Below are 16048 nucleotides of genomic sequence, written 5' to 3'. Positions count from 1 at the left end.
AAGGGACTGGCTTACAGTCCCTTTATTTTTGAGGTGGACAATATGATATACAGAACTCCCCAATACTGCCGAGACTTCCGATGTATCGCAGGGGACTGCCGAGACAGCTGCTGCAGGGGCTGGGAAATAGACATCGACAGCGATACCTATGGATACTACATGAGCGTGGGCGGAGAATTCGGCGAAAGGCTCAGAAACAGCATACAGGACGGCTGCTTTACCCTGACCGAAGACGAGCGCTGCCCATTTCTCAATGAGCAGGGGCTCTGCGATATATACACCGAGCTTGGCGGGGATAAGCTCTGCCAGATATGCTCTGACCACCCCCGTTATTTCGAGTGGTTCGGCGCCTTCAAGGAGGGCGGTGTGGGACTTTGCTGCGAAGCCGCAGCAAGGCTCATACTCTCACGTCCCTTTGCCCTGTGTGAGGAGGAAGTCCCATTTGAATCGGCATCGGGAGAATACGACGAGGAGCTCCTCAGCCTGCTCCTTGATGTGCGCGAGGAGATGTTCGCAGTACTTGGCGACGAGACTATCCCGCTTAATGAATCCCTCTGCCGCGTTCTGGACATAGCCGAAGAGGCTCAGCAGTACATAGACATGCCTGCCGCAGAAGCGGCAGAAACAGTGCCTGAGGACGCTCTGAGAGCTATATTCGGCTGCCTTGAGGAGCTTGAGCCCATTGACGAGAACTGGCTGCCCTATATACAGGACTGTAAGGCGAAGCTGCCGGCGGCTCCTGCCGCAGACAGCGATCACCTGCCCTATCTGCGCAGGATAGTCCAGTACCTCATATTCCGCTATCTGCTGAAAAGCGTTTACGACGGCGAGGTACTTGCTTACGCAAAATTCGGGTTGGTCAGCGTTATCGTCATAAGCAGCCTTTACCGCTGCAAAGCTGCCGAGGGAACCTGCGGCTTTGAGGAGTGTGCGGAGATAGCCAAGAACTACTCAAAAGAGGTGGAGTACTCCGACGAGAATATGGAGCAGCTCATTGAGCTCTTCCGCACCGAGGACTATTTCAGCTGCACCTCGCTGAAAAAGCTTCTGACGGCTCTGACAGGCGATAATGTGGGCAGAATCTGAAAAAAGCCGCCGAATTACGAAAACTGCGTGAAATTCATTGCAATATCAAGCCTACTATGATATAATGTATAAGAATTAACGGCTCTTTACGAGTAAAAAATATGAGAGGGTAATACTTATGTTTGACCGCAAAAAAACAGCTGCTTTCATTGCAGGACTGCTTATCTGCGCTTATTCGGCTGTTCCTGCCGTAAACGCATTCGCCGAGGAATACCTTGTTGAGGGAGCGACAGAGGCGACAACAAGCGCTGATACCTACACTATCAGCGGCGATTTCATGTACTCGCTGACTACCGACGGAAATATCTGCATCGAGGACTGCACAAGCACTGCCGAGGACCTTGTTATCCCCGACACTATCGACGGCATCACTGTTACAGAGCTGGGCAAGACAGCTCTCGGAAAAGACCACGAGAACAGCCCGTTCAAGACAGTCACTCTTCCTGCTTCCATAAATTATATCTCAGCTGAGAACCCCTTTGTGTACTGCACTCAGCTCAATACCATAAAGGTTGCAGAGGACAATAAGGATTACTGCGCAGTTGACGGCGTATTATATAATAAGGACAAAACGGAGCTGATATGCTTCCCAAGCTGCAAAAAGGAGGAAGGCATCGATATCCCCGATACAGTCAAGAAAATAGGCGCTTCCGCCTTTTACAACACAGTGCTCCTTGACATCAAGATGCCTGATTCTCTTGAACAGGTCGAGCACTTCGCATTTGCGTCCACTAATCTGACATCTGCGGATTTCAGCAATACAAAGCTTGAATATCTCGACGACTACGCTTTCACCAACTGCACTCATCTCCATGAGGTACTGCTCCCCGATACTGTGGAGCACATAGGCGGCGGTACCTTTGCAAGCTGTACGGGACTTGACGAGATAACTCTTCCCAAAAATCTCCAGACTATCGGTCAGTACGCTTTCTTTGACACGGGACTTACCGAGGTGATAATCCCCGATTCCGTACAGTCTATCGGCTACTGTGCCTTTGGCTACTATATCAGTGCCAGCGGTCAGACTGCTTCAAAGGACGAGGCTTTCATCATTGTGGGAAAGCAGGGCTCTGCTGCGTCGCTCTACGCTCACGACACTGATTCCGATTACGATTACAAGAATAACTTCTCGTTCCTCACTCCCGAGCAATACGAGGAAAAGCAGCTTGAAATGCAGGCTCTCAACAGCACAAGATCGGGTGACTATGATTATGCTGTAGTTGACGGTCAGGTAGCCCTTATCACCTGCTATTCCACCGAGGACGTTATAACAGTCCCCGATACCATTGACGGCAAAAAGGTAGACGCTATATATACCTCATGCTTCAATATAAGCTGTCCTGCTTCGGAGATAATCATTCCCGAGGGCATCAAGGAGATCAAGAGAAGAGCCTTCTATGAATGCGGCAGCCTCAAAAAGATCACTACTCCTGCCAGCTTAAAGACTATCGGCGACAATGCCTTTGACAGCTGCAAGGCTCTTGAACACGTTGAATTTCTCGGCGTTGAAAATATCGGCAGCCAGATATTCCGCGAGTGTACAGCCTTAAAGACCGTAAAAGCCGACGGCTGCCTGCAGAAATGGGACGACGACGAACCTTTCTTATACTGCATCGCTCTTGAAGATATCACCATTACCGAGGGCAGCGGCAATTACAGCTCGGAAAACGGAGTGCTCTACAACAAGGACAAGTCCCTGCTCATCGCTTATCCGCCTGCAAAGCCCGAAACGGAATTCATAGCTCCAAAGGGCGTAAAGGAAATAGCTCAGTCAGCTTTCATACGCGCTCAGAACCTCAAAAAGGTAGAGATACCCGAGGCTGACGTTATCAACGACTATGCCTTTGAGGAGTGTACGAACCTCACCGAGGTAAAGCTGTCGGATAATCTGACTACCCTCGGCATTGACGCTTTCTACAACTGCACCTCCCTGAAGGCCCTGCATCTCCCCGAGTCTCTGGTAAATATCGGTATCTGTGCTTTCGGCTTCTATCACGATGATGATGCCGACACGGAAAACGACGAAGATGCCGACAAGCTGATAGAGGGCTTCAAGCTCTATACTGTCAAGGACAGCACAGCTTATCAGTACGCAAAATCTGCGGGCATAGAGGTCATAACGGGAACTACCGAGGTCCTCGGCAAGAATGTCTCCACAGGCTTCCTTTATACCATAGGCGGCATCATAGCTGCATTTATCCTTGGTATCATCGGCGTTCTGACAGGCAAGAAGCTCAAAAAGAACAAGGCTGAAAAGGAAAAGGCAGAAAAACAGGAAAAGGCTGCCGAGCGCCGCAAACAGCGTCAGGAGGAAAAGGACGAGGATACTGACGCAGAGGATACCGACGAGGAGGAAGATACCCTTGAAGATGAGGATTAAGAATATTGCCGCAGCTGTTGCTGCTCTGTGTTCGGCTGCCTGCTTTATACTGCCGATGGGCGCTGCTGCCGACGATCTACAGGGTGTGAGCGACGCGCTCTACGACGGCTCCTACTACTATGAGCTCAACGACGACGACACCTATACCATAACAAAATGCAGCGCTATAATCGTTGAAAAGGTGCCGTCCATCAGAAACGGCAAGGCTGTAACTGCCATCGGCGACGAGGCTTTTGCCTACTGCACAGGTATAACCACACTGGAGATACCCGATTCTATCACTTCTATCGGCAAAAATGCTTTTTACGGCTGCGAGTCTCTCAGCGAAGTCACTCTGCCGAGAAAGCTTTCATATATGGGCGACCATGCTTTTTTCGGCTGCAAGTCCCTTACAAGCATTGAGATACCCGAAACTCTCACAGAGATACCCGATTATTCCTTTGCACTGTGCGATACTCTTTCGGAGATAACTCTCCCCGATACAGTGACCTCACTGGGCGAGTATGCTTTCTATCAGTGCAGCGGAGTTACTTCATTCAGGCTGCCTGCTTCGCTGAAAACCATAGGCGACAATGCTATGGGAAGCTGGTTCAGCATAAGCGATATGGACGCTTCCGCAAACAGCTCATTTATCTATGTGAACGATATGCTCATGGATAAGAACAAGACCGAGATCATACGCGCATCATCTCAGATAAGCGGCGAGATAATCATTCCCGACTGCGTGGAAAAAATACGCTCGGGAGCATTCTCCACCTGTGCAAAGCTGAACGCCGTACATTTCCCCGGTTCACTTACACAGATACAGGACGAGGCTTTCAGCTACTGCTCGGAGATAAAGAGCGTGGACTTCGCAGAGGGACTTGACACTATCGGCTTCGGAGCTTTCATGTTCGACCAGAAGATAGAATCCCTCTCACTGCCTACGACCCTGAAAAAGATAGACGACAACGCCTTTGCTTACTGCATGGCGCTGAACAAGGTCATTCTCCCCGAGGGCATAGAGTCCATAGGCACAGAAGCATTTTTCGTATGCGACGCTCTCAAACAGGTCAGCATACCCAAGAGTGTCAAGACCATAGGCACAAATGCTTTCGGATACACGGTCGAGAACTCCGAGAGACAGCTCATTAATGGCTTCAATCTCAGCGTATTCTCGGGCTCGGAAGGCGAAAGGTACGCCAAGTCCGAAAATATATCCCGTACAGTTACAGACGTGAACCTGAAAAAGGTGGCATTCATAGCTGCTATGGCTGGACTTGCAATACTCATTGTGGTATTTGCAATAGTGCTCATGCGCAGGAGCTCCAAGGCTGCTTCGGCAGGCGCCAAAAAAGCCATAAAGGCTAAAAAGGAAGCCGAGGAGGAGAAAAGCTACAAGAAGATAATGTCCGACGACGAGGACAAGGCTGACGAGAAGTCCGAAGTTGATGAAGCTGAGGACGACGCTCCCGACGACGAGGAAGAATAATAACATAAAAAAGACGGCTTTATGCCGTCTTTTTTTGCAAAAATGTGTAGGGGCGCACAGTGTGCACCCGTTTGCGGGCGCCGAAACGGCGCCCCTACTACTTTCTACTCACTACTCACTTGCAGGCGCCCTTTGGGCGCCATGCTGTTACTTCTTCTTGATGATATCGTTGCGTGATACCTGTTTCCTGTCAACATCTTTGAGGATAAATCCTGCATTCGCGCCCTCGGATACGCTGTCGCATATCTTGCGGAACTGCTCTATGCCGACTATAGTCGTGGGTATGCCGTCGTTATTGCCGTGAACCAAAAGCACCTCGTCGCCCACGCGAAAAACTCCGCCTGTGACCGTACCTGTGACCACAGTTCCCCTGCCTGTGATAGAAAACACATCGCTCACTACGAACTCGGAGTAAGTTCCCTCGGCAACTCCCGATTGTGGGGTATAGTACTGCTCGTACTCGCGGAGCTCCTTTTCGTCATCGGTCATAAAGCTGTCGTCCTTGGGCTCGCGGTTAAAGATCATATTCTTGATGTTGTCTAAAATTCCCATGATATCACTCCCCGTTAAGTAAGTCTTGTTCCGTTATTTTGCGTGTATGTCCCTCTGCTCGACTGCAAGGCGGTCGCAGCGCTCGTTTTCGGGGTGTCCTGCGTGACCCTTTACCCAGTTGAAGGTAACGTCGTGCTTTTCAAGCAAGGGCAGCAGCTGCTCCCACAGGTCAACGTTGAGGGCAGGCTTCTTGTCGGACTTTATCCAGCCCTTTTTCTTCCAGCCGTAGACCCAGCCCTTTGTTACGCTGTCCACCACGTACTTGCTGTCGGTGGTGAGTATTACCTTGCAGGGCTCTTTCAGCGCGGAAAGTCCCGTTATTACGCCGAGAAGCTCCATTCTGTTGTTGGTGGTGGCGCTGTCGCCGCCCGAAAGCTCCTTTTCAACGCTGCCGAAGCGAAGCACTACGCCGTATCCCCCAGGCCCCGGATTGCCGCTGCAGGCACCGTCTGTGAATATTTCAACTGTTTTTATGTTACTCACCTTCTTAGCTCATTGTAGGGGACGGCGTCCTCGACGTCCCACAAAATACAGTATGTAGGGGCGGATAATATCCGCCCGAGATATAACAATAAAACCAACGGGGCGATATAGGCATCGCCCCGTTATTTGCAATCATTTGTGATTTATTGCTGCGGACGCCCAATGGGCGTCCCCACAAATGTCATAGTGTGTTTTAACGGGCGGCGGAACTCCCAACAGGAGCCGCGACCCTCTGTCAGCTTCGCTGACATCTCCTTACACTGTAGGGAGTAACCCTGTACTACAGGGAGTCACCGCCCCTACAATTCCGAATTACGAATTAAACCAGCCGTCCCTGCAAGCTAATGGCTAAAGGCTGATAGCTAATGGCTGATCAATAAGCCTTGCCCCAGTATACCATGCACTTTGCAGGCTTGCCGCAGCATACGCACTTGTCGCTTATCTGCTCCTGATCGAATGGGATACATCTTGAGCCTACGCCTGTCTTTTCCTTGACCTCGTCCTCGCAGGCTTCCTCGCCGCACCACATAGCCTTTACGAAGCCGTCGCCCTTTTCGAGAGACTTGTTTATCTCGTCGATAGTTGTGCAGGCATATGTTCTGTTTGCGCGGTTCTCAGCAGCCTTGTTGAACATACCCTCGGGTATCTCCTTTTCGAGAAGAGCCTTTACGTATACTGCAAGGTCGCCCAGTGCGACTGTCTTCTTCTCGCCGCTGTAACGAACAGCTACGATGCACTGATTTTCCTCGATATCACGGGGACCTATCTCGATACGAACAGGTACGCCCTTCATCTCGTACTCTGCAAACTTCCAGCCGGGTGAGTTCTCACTGTCGTCAAGCTTAACTCTGATACCTGCGGCTTTGAGTTCGTTAAGAAGCTCTCCTGCCTTGTCGAGAACGCCCTCCTTGTGCTGTGCGATAGGCACGATAACTGCCTGTATCGGAGCTACAGCAGGCGGGAGCACAAGACCGCTGTTGTCGCCGTGTGTCATGATAACTGCGCCGATAAGACGTGTTGTAACGCCCCAGCTTGTCTGGTGAGGATTAACTCTCTTGTTTTCCTTGTCTGTATACTCGATGCCGAAAGCCTTTGCAAAGCCGTCGCCGAAATAGTGTGAGGTACCAGCCTGTAAAGCCTTGCCGTCATGCATAAGAGCTTCGATAGCGTAGGTGGAGACAGCTCCTGCGAACTTGTCGCTCTCTGTCTTTTTACCCTTTACAACAGGCATAGCAAGGGACTTCTCGCAGAAATCAGCGTATACGTTGAGCATGCGCTCTGTTTCCTCGATAGCCTCCTCAGCTGTTGCGTGGATAGTATGACCCTCCTGCCACAGGAACTCTCTTGAACGGAGGAAAGGACGTGTGGTCTTTTCCCAGCGCACAACGCTTACCCACTGATTGTAGAGCTTTGGCAGGTCGCGGTAGGAATGAACGATATTAGCATAGTGCTCGCAGAAAAGTGTCTCAGAGGTAGGGCGAACACAGAGTCTGTCCTCAAGCTTCTCGTTGCCGCCGTGAGTTACCCATGCAACCTCGGGTGCGAAGCCCTCAACGTGATCCTTTTCCTTCTGGAGAAGGCTCTCGGGGATAAACATAGGCATGCAAACGTTCTCGTGACCCAGTTCCTTGAATGTGGTATCGAGGATATGCTGCATATTCTCCCAGATAGCGTAGCCGTAGGGACGTATTACCATACAGCCCTTAACGCTTGTATATTCGATAAGCTCTGCCTTTTTGCAAATGTCGGTATACCACTGAGCGAAATCCTCGTCCATAGAGGTTATCTCGGATACCAGCTTTTTATCTTTTGCCATAAATATGACCTCTTTCCGTTATATTTCAATAGATACAATTATTATATCATTTATTATGGAGAATGTCAAACGTATTTTTAGTTGAGAGTTGAGAATTGAGAGTTGAGAGTGTAGGGGCGGTGACTCCCTGTAGTACAGGGTTACTCCCTACAGTGTAGGGAGATGTCAGCGAAGCTGACAGAGGGTCGCGGCTCCTGTTGGGAGTTTCGCCGCCCGTCAATACCCATAAAACCACAAATGACCGACTGTAGGGGACGGCGTCCTCGACGTCCCATTTGTTACGTAACGTGTTTCGCGGGCGGATATTATCCGCCCCTACAAAAAGCATCGCCCCTACACATGGTTTCGGCATAATCGTATGGTGACCTGCGGACGCCCAAAGGGCGCCCCTACAAAAAGGGCTGCACGGTTTGTCCGTGCAGCCCTATAAGCTATATCATGTTGGTTCAGCGGAATTCTGCGCCTTTTTCTCAAGCCTCAGGTGGCGGAGGTGTAAGAGATGTGCGCTTTTTAAGGAGATACTCCTGAATTGCAAGCGCATCGTCTGTTGTAACGCCTGAGCTTGTACCGATGATATCAGCGTTTACCCAGCCCTGCTTTGTGATATGGTGGTCGTCTGTACCCTCCATACCGTACTTGTTGGGGTTTGCAAGAGCCTGCATAACGATAACAACGTCGCCCATATCGATTCCGTCGTCGTCGTTTGCGTCACCGTACTGCTTTACGTCAGGCATATCCTTTGGCAGTGTTGTAGTCACTGTTGTATTGTCTGCTGTAGTTACAGATGTAGTTGCTGTAGTTACATCGGAAGTTGTAGTAGTTGTAACAGAAGTTGTTGTTGTGGTAGTTACCTTGCTGCCGCCTGCGATAGTAGTTCTTACAGGGTCGGAAGCTGTCTTGCCCTCAACGATGGACTTGAATGCGGGCTTAGCCATGAACGCCTTGTCGAAGATAAGCGGATTCTGTGAAGCTCTCCAGCTCTTGGGGTCTGTGATTCCCCAGAAGATAACTGCTGAGATCTTGTCGCTGTACTTCTCGTAGAGGTCGAAGAGGCTCTTGTAGTACTTAGCCTGTATGTCGAAATATTTGTCGCCTGAGTTCTCCTGAACTGTAGCGTCAAGCTCTGTGATCTGAACGTCGAGGCCCAGTGAAGTATAGGTCTTTAATGCGTTCTCGTACATGCTGATAGACGGGAATGCAGCGTCAAGGCTCTGCCTTACGTCAAGGTGAGACTGCATACCGATACCGTCGATATTGCCTGCCTTCTTGAGTCTCTCTGCCATTTCGCATACAGCTGTCATCTTGCCTGTCATGTACTCGTTAAAGTCGTTGTAGTAGAGCTTGCAGCCCTCGGGAGCATACTTTCTTGCATACTCGAAAGCGTAGTCGATGAATGAGTTGTCGCCGAATACAGCAACCCAGTCGGAAGCGCCGTAGTTGTTGGACTGTGAACAGTGACCTGCCTCACGGGGCTTTCCGTCGTCTGTCCATGCCTCGTTTACAACGTCGCAGGCATAGAAGTCAACGTCGGGATAGAGCTCTGTAAGTGTTGTGAAGAAGCTCTTGATGTAGTTCTCCATACGCTTCTTCATCTTTTCGGGAGAAACGTAATCCTTCTTCTCGTCGAAGTCCTCCTTGAAGAACCACTCGGGAGTCTGGCTGTGCCATACAAGAGTGTGGACTCTTACGGGGATACCGTACTTTCTTGCGTAGTTGAGAACAGGCTTAGCCTGTGCAAAGCTTATCTGAGGAGTCTCGTCGTCGCCTGTCTCCTCTAAGTATTTGAGTGTAGCAGTCTTGTTGAGAACGTAGTCGGGCTTCATCTGGTTGCCGACTGTGATGCTCTCGCCGAAGTGCTTCTGGAGAAGATCCATGAAGGGCTGTGAGGACATATCCTCGGGAGAAAGTGCTGTACCGATCTTGAACTTGTCCTTGTATATCTCGCTGAGTGACGGGAGATCGCTTTCGATATCCACCTTAGCTGCCTCAGTGATCTTTACATCGTCGATGAATATGGACTCCTGACCGCCCTCGAAGTAAACATATACGCCTTCCATACCCTCTGAGTAGCTGATAGGTATGTTCTTTATCTCTGCCCAGCTGTTTCCGCCGCCGCTTGTAGCCTGAATATTCTGCTTGAGGTTAGAGTACGAAGTCTCGCCGTCAACGCTGAACTGGAAGCTGAGGGTAGTATTTGTGTACCACTCGCCTCTTACTGAGCATGAGAAATAGTACTGAGTGTCGGGCTCAAGGAAGCCGTCCATTCTGAATGCGGGACCGTGCCATGTGTCGCCTCTGTCTGTAGCTGCAAGACCGCTGTCGCCGCTCTTTGCTGCATCGGCTGATATGGTAAGCTTTGTTGTGTCGTCGCCGCCTCTGTTTGACCAGTGCTCGAGATCTGCCTCGCTCTCGAATCCGCACTCGTAAACTACCTTACCCTCTTTGGAGTCTGCGAATTTGTTGCCTGTGAGCTGTACATCTGCGGGTACTGCCGCATGTACAGACGAAACTGCAGCTGTAAGCGCCATTGCTGCACCCATAACGCCTGCTAACAGTCTCTTAGTGTTTTTTCCTCTCATTTTTAATTCCTCCAAAAATAAATTTTTGTGTATTTATTGTATCATATTTGTGCAAATAAGTCAATGAGGACTAATGACAGTCAGCAATAAATGGTGAGATTGCCTTTATAACATGCTCAAAAATGGTCAGTCCAAATCAGCTGTCAGCTTGTAGGGGCGGATAATATCCGCCCGTGTATGCCGCTTTATAAAATCATGGTATATCAATGCAGCCATGTAGGGGCGCCCTTTGGGCGTCCGCAGGTCACCATACGATTATGCCGAAACCATGTGTAGGAGGCTATGCCAACATCGCCCCGTTTTCGCGGGCGGATAATATCCGCCCCTACAATCTAATGGCTAATGGCTCGGGAGCCCGTGGGCGGGCTCCCCCTACATCAAAATGCACACAATTCCGTGAAATACTGTCCCTTTTTTCTACTCTCCAAAATTGAAACGAAACATGAGAAAGAGAGAGAAAGAGAGCATAAGTGAGAGATTTTAAGAGAAAATAGGGTATATATTAAAAAAATCCGCAAAACCCCCTTGACATCTCCTTTGGTATAGTGTATAATAATTCTTGCACTGCGAAGGAACAGGCGTTTTTTCGGGAAGCAAGAGGCAGGTCCTCATGGCTTCTTCGGGAGGCTCTGCCTCTTGTTTCTGAATGCGCTTTCCTTCCAAAATATAATTACAGGAGGAAATATTTATGTCAACTACACTGGCAAAACCCGCTGAAGTAAGCCGTACTTGGTATATCCTCGACGCTGAGGGTCAGTCCCTCGGTCGTGTAGCTGCTAAGGCTGCTCACATTCTCAGAGGTAAGCACAAGCCCACTTATACTCCCAACGTTGATTGCGGAGATCACGTTATCGTTATCAACTGCGCTAAGGCTGTTCTCACAGGCAGAAAGCTCGAGCAGAAGAAGTACTACTGGCACACAGGCTGGATCGGCGGCCTCAAGTCCATCTCTTACAAGGACATGATGGCTCAGCAGGCTGACAGAGCTATGATGATCGCTGTTAACGGTATGCTCCCTAACAACAGCCTCGGCAGAGCTCAGCTCAAGAGACTCAGAACCTACAAGGACGCTAATCACAAGCAGGAGGCTCAGAAGCCTGTTGCTTACGAGCTTTAATCAGGAGGTGCTTTTAAATGTACGAATCAAAGGTTAAATACTACTACGGAACAGGTAGAAGAAAGCACTCCGTAGCAAGAGTTAGAATCTACCCCGGTTCAGGTAATGTTACTATCAACGGCAGAGGCATCGACGATTACTTCGGTCTTGAGACTCTCAAGCTCATCGTTCGTCAGCCCCTCGCTCTCACAGACAATATCGAGAAGTTCGATATCATCTGCACTGTTGCAGGCGGCGGCGTTACAGGTCAGGCCGGCGCTATCAGACACGGCGTTTCAAGAGCTCTCCTCGAGTTCGATCCCGAGCTCCGTCCTACCCTCAAGAAGGCCGGACTCCTCACTCGTGACCCAAGAATGAAGGAGAGAAAGAAGTACGGTCTCAAGGCTGCTCGTCGCGCTCCTCAGTTCTCAAAGAGATAATTTTATCCCTACTGGGATTACACAAAAGATTACAAGTACCTTTGCTATGCAAAGGTACTTTTCTTTTTTATGCACCGTAAGCGATACACGAGTAACATTTCTATCAATTGTAAGCGAGCTTGCGAGCGTCAACGTGGCAAGGCAGCGCGGACTCCGCGCAGAGGTACTTTTCTTTTTATGCACCTGTTTTACAGTTCAAGAGCGTTTCCCTTTATATATCGGCGGACAGGCATCCATTTTTCATTTAACCATATTTTACTGCTCATACACAAAAACAGGCATTGATTTTTATATAGTTTGAATACTAATATACTAAGTGTAAAATCATTAACTCTTATTCCTTGCAGAATATGAACTATAAGTATATTTTTAATATATTCTTATAAAATAAGGCAAAAGCCTATAGTTAGCCTTTTATATTGCATTATTACTGCTCGATTCATAAAATATAACAATTTTAAATACAATACGTACGATAATTATCCACCTTTTCTGTATTTTTTCGGTTGTATTTCACATGCAAAAAGGTGTATAATTTTAGTATAACAAAGATGCAGTTTAAGTGTTTCGGTAAAATAAGATATATGGATTATGGGGTCTCTCACTGCACAGTTTCTCGGAACACTTTTCGGCAAGCTGCTTCAATGAATAGAGGTGAAACAAAACATGAATTCAGAAGCTATCTTCAACGCTGCTCATTCAACAGCAATACGATTACTTGAATCAGGTGCGTTCATATCTCCTGCTGATACCGTATGCAGTATCCAGACTGCATCGGGCAGGATATTCACAGGCATAAGCCGCACTGATATGAACAGCACTATCCACGCGGAGATCGACGCAGTTCAGAACATGCTGGCAGCAGGGGAAAATATCATCGAGGGACTGCTCCTTATAAATACACAGAGCAGAACACCTATGCTCCCCTGCAATAACTGTATCGGTTATATCATGTCTCTTGCACCTGCAAATGCAGGCTGCATGATAATGATGCCTGACAGAATGATAAGCTTATCGGAAGTAGGTATGTTTGCAGCTCCTATGGGAAATACCCCCGAACCAAACAGATACGGCGGTCATGCTCCCGGTGCTCCTCAGCCTCAGTATACCGCACACGCCAAGGCATCTCCCATTGCAGTGGCAGCAAGACCTGCAACTAACACAGCAGCATCTCCTCTGGCAGCAGCTCCCGTGCCACGATCCTCAGGAGAATCTGTATCAATGGACACAAATACGGTCAACGCCAAGGGCGACATGCTCAAGAACAGGGTAAACAGCCTGCTTAAAGTTGCAGAAGAACCCGAAACAGATGAGTTTCTGGATAGTTTGCCGTCGCCGAAAAAGCGCTTTGGCTTTTTCAAAAAGTAATTCAGGGAGGTATTAAAAGATGAATGGTTCAAACAAAAAAATATCTACTGTCGGGTTGATCCTCATAATCCAGCTTGTCATTCTGATCATTCTTTCACTTGGAATTACTAAAACAATAAGCTCTAATACGCGAAAAGACTCTATAGACCACATGCAGACGATCACAAATGAACGTGCTCATATTATCCAGACCTATGTTGAGAACGCTGAAAAAACTCTTATTTACTTCAGCCGCGCTGAGGATGTAAGCAATATCCTGCGTTTCCCCGACAACTCAACATATGTATCAAAGGCACAGGCTTATACAGAGAAGTATTCAGCCGATATAGGCAATGTAGAGGGCTTGTGGATAGGTACATGGGATACCCACTGTATCGCACATACAAATGCGGGAACTGTAGGTATACAGACCCGTCAGGATCCCGATAAGCAGAAGGAGCTCCAGGACGCACTGCTCAAGGCAGGCGACGACGGAGTTTACAACACCGGTATCATCATATCACCTGCATCGGGAAAGCAGATCGTTTCAATGTATAAGGCTGTCTATGACGAAAGCGGTGAGCCCATAGGCTTTGTAGGCCTTGGTATATTCACAAACGAGCTCGTCCAGAATCTGGACAACCTTGATATCAAGGGCATAAAGGAATCGTCCTATGCTATGATAAATGTTAATGATAACAAGTATATCTTTAACAACGATGCCAAGAAGATCGGTACAGCCGCAACAAACAAAAACATCCTCAACATATGCAAGGAGCTCAGCTCCGGCAGCGGCAGTTCCGAGGGAAGCTTCCAGTATAAAAATGACGGCAAAAAGTACATCTCGATCTACTCATATATGCCTAAATACAACTGGATCCTCATGATCGATGATACAAAGGACGAGGTATACTCGCTTACAAGAGTAATGCGCTCATACATGGCAATATTCGCTGTTGCTATACTGGCACTGACTCTCCTGTTTGCATACCTCAACAACAAGCAGGAAAAGGCAAATCAGAAGCTCGCTTCCACTATCATCAAGAGCAACAAGACCAAGGAATCCCTTTATACGGCTATGTTCAAGGACGTTCTCACAGACGTCAGCAACCGTATCGCATTCCCAATGGACTTTGAAGAGGTCAATTCTCCGCCGTCTCGCCCGTACTACTTTATAATGTATAACATTGCAAACTTCAGTGATATCAACTCACGGTACGGAAATGATATCGGTGACTGGCTCCTTGTAAGAACTGTAGATGTTATCAAGCAGGTATTCAAGAACTGCAAGATCTACCGCTCAGGCTCTGACGAATTCGTTATCGCTATGCAGGTCAACGAAACCGACAGAAAGAATACCGATATACTTGAAGACGCTGCTGATGTATACAAGAGACTTACATCCGCCCAGACTACCCCTGCGGGCAAGATAAACTTCGGCTTTAAGGCATCTGTTGCAAGAAAGTCAGGTCAGGTAAATTCATCAGTTATCACGGTTCTGAAGGATATGATAAACAAGGATCCTCAGGCTAACTTCGGTCACATCACATATTCTGATATGGACGCAAATGAAAACGCATAAACATAAAGGCTGCCGATATTTCGGCAGCCTTAACCTTTATACCATAAATAAAACAGGGACTACCTTTGGTAGTCCCTGTTTTGTGTCGGCACTGATTTAGTTTCCCGGGCCGTCACCAGCCAAGTATCGTCAACGTGAATGAGCTTAACTTCCGTGTTCGGAATGGGAACGGGTGTGACCTCATTGCCATAAGCACCGACTAATATGAAGTTTTGAAACGAATAAAGCGTAATGCGAGGCGATCACTCTGAATGAAGTAAAAAGGAAAAGCCCTCGACCGATTAGTACTCGCAAGCTGAACGTGTCACCACGCTTACACTTTGAGCCTATCAAACTCATAGTCTTTGAGAGGTCTTACTCTTACGAAGGGATATCTTATCTTAAGGTCGGCTTCACGCTTAGATGCCTTCAGCGTTTATCCGTTCCGCACTTAGCTGCCCAGCTGTGCCATTGGCATGACAACTGGTGCACCAGCGGTGCGTCCATCCCGGTCCTCTCGTACTAGGGACAGCTCCTTTCAAATATCCTACGCCCACGACAGATAGGGACCGAACTGTCTCACGACGTTCTGAACCCAGCTCGCGTACCGCTTTAATTGGCGAACAGCCAAACCCTTGGGACCGAATTCAGCCCCAGGATGCGATGAGCCGACATCGAGGTGCCAAACCTCCCCGTCGATGTGGACTCTTGGGGGAGATCAGCCTGTTATCCCCAGGGTAGCTTTTATCCGTTGAGCGACGGCATTTCCACTCACATACCGCCGGATCACTAACTCCAACTTTCGTTACTGCTCGACCCGTCAGTCTCGCAGTTAGGCTCGCTTTTGCGTTTGCACTCAAAAGCATGGTTTCCATCCATGCTGAGCGAACCTTTGAGCGCCTCCGTTACCTTTTAGGAGGCGACCGCCCCAGTCAAACTGCCCACCTAACAATGTCCCCTGACTCGATTCAGAGCCACAGGTTAGAATTCCAGCACCTCAAGAGTGGTATCCCAAGGTTGACTCCATAAAGGCTGACGCCCTTACTTCCCAGTCTCCCACCTATCCTGTACATGAAATACCGAAATTCAATATTAAGCTACAGTGAAGCTCCATGGGGTCTTTCCGTCTAGTCGCGGGTAACCGGCATCTTCACCGGTACTACAATTTCGCCGGGCGGGTTGTTGAGACAGTGCCCAAATCGTTACACCATTCGTGCGGGTCAGAACTTACCTGACA

11 protein-coding genes and 2 rRNA genes (1 of these 13 running past the window's edge) are annotated in these 16048 nt (G+C 48.7%); 7 read left to right on the top strand and 6 right to left on the bottom strand.

Annotated features, from left to right (window positions below; translation table 11 throughout):
* Positions 1 to 42: 42 nt before the first annotated feature.
* The 3 genes from fliB to N774_RS0111340 all read left to right on the top strand — a co-directional run bounded on the left by fliB (position 43) and on the right by N774_RS0111340 (position 4937).
* Positions 43 to 1086 (top strand): flagellin lysine-N-methylase, encoded by a 1044-nt coding sequence (gene fliB, locus N774_RS0111350; RefSeq protein WP_024861357.1) that lies wholly within the window; start codon positions 43 to 45, stop codon positions 1084 to 1086.
* 118 nt (positions 1087 to 1204) lie between these two features.
* The gene (locus N774_RS0111345; RefSeq protein ID WP_024861356.1) at positions 1205 to 3466 is read left to right on the top strand and encodes a leucine-rich repeat domain-containing protein; all 2262 of its coding nucleotides are present in this window, start codon (positions 1205 to 1207) and stop codon (positions 3464 to 3466) included.
* Entirely contained in the window at positions 3456 to 4937 is a 1482-nt protein-coding gene (locus N774_RS0111340) for a leucine-rich repeat domain-containing protein (RefSeq protein ID WP_242836674.1), read from the top strand. The genes N774_RS0111345 and N774_RS0111340 overlap by 11 nt, the downstream gene beginning before the upstream one ends.
* 147 nt (positions 4938 to 5084) lie before the next feature.
* Here N774_RS0111340 and N774_RS0111335 read toward each other — a convergent pair whose 3' ends face one another.
* From N774_RS0111335 to N774_RS0111320, 4 genes are all read right to left on the bottom strand, one after another.
* Positions 5085 to 5489 (bottom strand): EF-Tu/IF-2/RF-3 family GTPase, encoded by a 405-nt coding sequence (locus N774_RS0111335; protein ID WP_024861354.1) that lies wholly within the window; start codon positions 5487 to 5489, stop codon positions 5085 to 5087.
* Positions 5490 to 5522: 33 nt separating this feature from the next.
* On the bottom strand, positions 5523 to 5963 hold the full coding sequence (gene rnhA, locus N774_RS0111330; protein WP_024861353.1) for a ribonuclease HI: 441 nt from the start codon (positions 5961 to 5963) through the stop codon (positions 5523 to 5525).
* Positions 5964 to 6345: 382 nt separating this feature from the next.
* Entirely contained in the window at positions 6346 to 7788 is a 1443-nt protein-coding gene (proS, locus tag N774_RS0111325; RefSeq protein ID WP_024861352.1) for a proline--tRNA ligase, read from the bottom strand.
* A 470-nt stretch (positions 7789 to 8258) separates the two neighbouring features.
* Positions 8259 to 10367: an endo-1,4-beta-xylanase gene (locus tag N774_RS0111320; protein WP_024861351.1), complete on the bottom strand. Its 2109-nt coding sequence runs from the start codon at positions 10365 to 10367 to the stop codon at positions 8259 to 8261.
* Positions 10368 to 11055: 688 nt separating this feature from the next.
* Here N774_RS0111320 and rplM point away from each other — a divergent pair.
* The 4 genes from rplM (at position 11056) to N774_RS0111300 (ending at position 14832) form a co-directional block, all read left to right on the top strand.
* Positions 11056 to 11484 carry a 50S ribosomal protein L13 gene (gene rplM / locus N774_RS0111315; RefSeq protein WP_024861350.1) on the top strand — a complete coding sequence of 143 codons (429 nt, stop codon included), beginning with the start codon at positions 11056 to 11058 and terminating at the stop codon, positions 11482 to 11484.
* Between the two features lie 17 nt (positions 11485 to 11501).
* Entirely contained in the window at positions 11502 to 11903 is a 402-nt protein-coding gene (rpsI, locus tag N774_RS0111310) for a 30S ribosomal protein S9 (protein WP_024861349.1), read from the top strand.
* A gap of 666 nt (positions 11904 to 12569) precedes the next feature.
* The gene (locus N774_RS0111305; protein ID WP_024861348.1) at positions 12570 to 13271 is read left to right on the top strand and encodes a cytidine deaminase; all 702 of its coding nucleotides are present in this window, start codon (positions 12570 to 12572) and stop codon (positions 13269 to 13271) included.
* A 19-nt stretch (positions 13272 to 13290) separates the two neighbouring features.
* A complete protein-coding gene (locus N774_RS0111300; protein ID WP_024861347.1) occupies positions 13291 to 14832 on the top strand; it encodes a diguanylate cyclase domain-containing protein in 1542 nt (513 codons plus the stop codon).
* An 83-nt stretch (positions 14833 to 14915) separates the two neighbouring features.
* Here N774_RS0111300 and rrf read toward each other — a convergent pair.
* Both rrf and N774_RS0111290 read right to left on the bottom strand, forming a co-directional pair.
* A 5S ribosomal RNA gene (rrf, locus tag N774_RS0111295) occupies positions 14916 to 15032 on the bottom strand.
* Between the two features lie 61 nt (positions 15033 to 15093).
* A 23S ribosomal RNA gene (locus tag N774_RS0111290) occupies positions 15094 to 16048 on the bottom strand (it continues 1875 nt past the right edge of the window).

This window comes from Ruminococcus flavefaciens AE3010 (genome assembly GCF_000526795.1).
Taxonomy (GTDB): domain Bacteria; phylum Bacillota; class Clostridia; order Oscillospirales; family Ruminococcaceae; genus Ruminococcus; species Ruminococcus flavefaciens_D.
The sequence above is the reverse complement of the archived record's forward strand: the minus strand, read 5'-3'. Positions and strand labels throughout refer to the sequence as shown.

Coding starts and splice junctions, on each gene's coding strand:
- fliB (WP_024861357.1), top strand. CDS start 43: ATGATATACAGAACTCCCCAATACTGCCGAGACTTCCGATGTATCGCA.
- N774_RS0111345 (WP_024861356.1), top strand. CDS start 1,205: ATGTTTGACCGCAAAAAAACAGCTGCTTTCATTGCAGGACTGCTTATC.
- N774_RS0111340 (WP_242836674.1), top strand. CDS start 3,456: ATGAGGATTAAGAATATTGCCGCAGCTGTTGCTGCTCTGTGTTCGGCT.
- N774_RS0111335 (WP_024861354.1), bottom strand. CDS start 5,489: ATGGGAATTTTAGACAACATCAAGAATATGATCTTTAACCGCGAGCCC.
- proS (WP_024861352.1), bottom strand. CDS start 7,788: ATGGCAAAAGATAAAAAGCTGGTATCCGAGATAACCTCTATGGACGAG.
- N774_RS0111320 (WP_024861351.1), bottom strand. CDS start 10,367: ATGAGAGGAAAAAACACTAAGAGACTGTTAGCAGGCGTTATGGGTGCA.
- rplM (WP_024861350.1), top strand. CDS start 11,056: ATGTCAACTACACTGGCAAAACCCGCTGAAGTAAGCCGTACTTGGTAT.
- rpsI (WP_024861349.1), top strand. CDS start 11,502: ATGTACGAATCAAAGGTTAAATACTACTACGGAACAGGTAGAAGAAAG.
- N774_RS0111305 (WP_024861348.1), top strand. CDS start 12,570: ATGAATTCAGAAGCTATCTTCAACGCTGCTCATTCAACAGCAATACGA.
- N774_RS0111300 (WP_024861347.1), top strand. CDS start 13,291: ATGAATGGTTCAAACAAAAAAATATCTACTGTCGGGTTGATCCTCATA.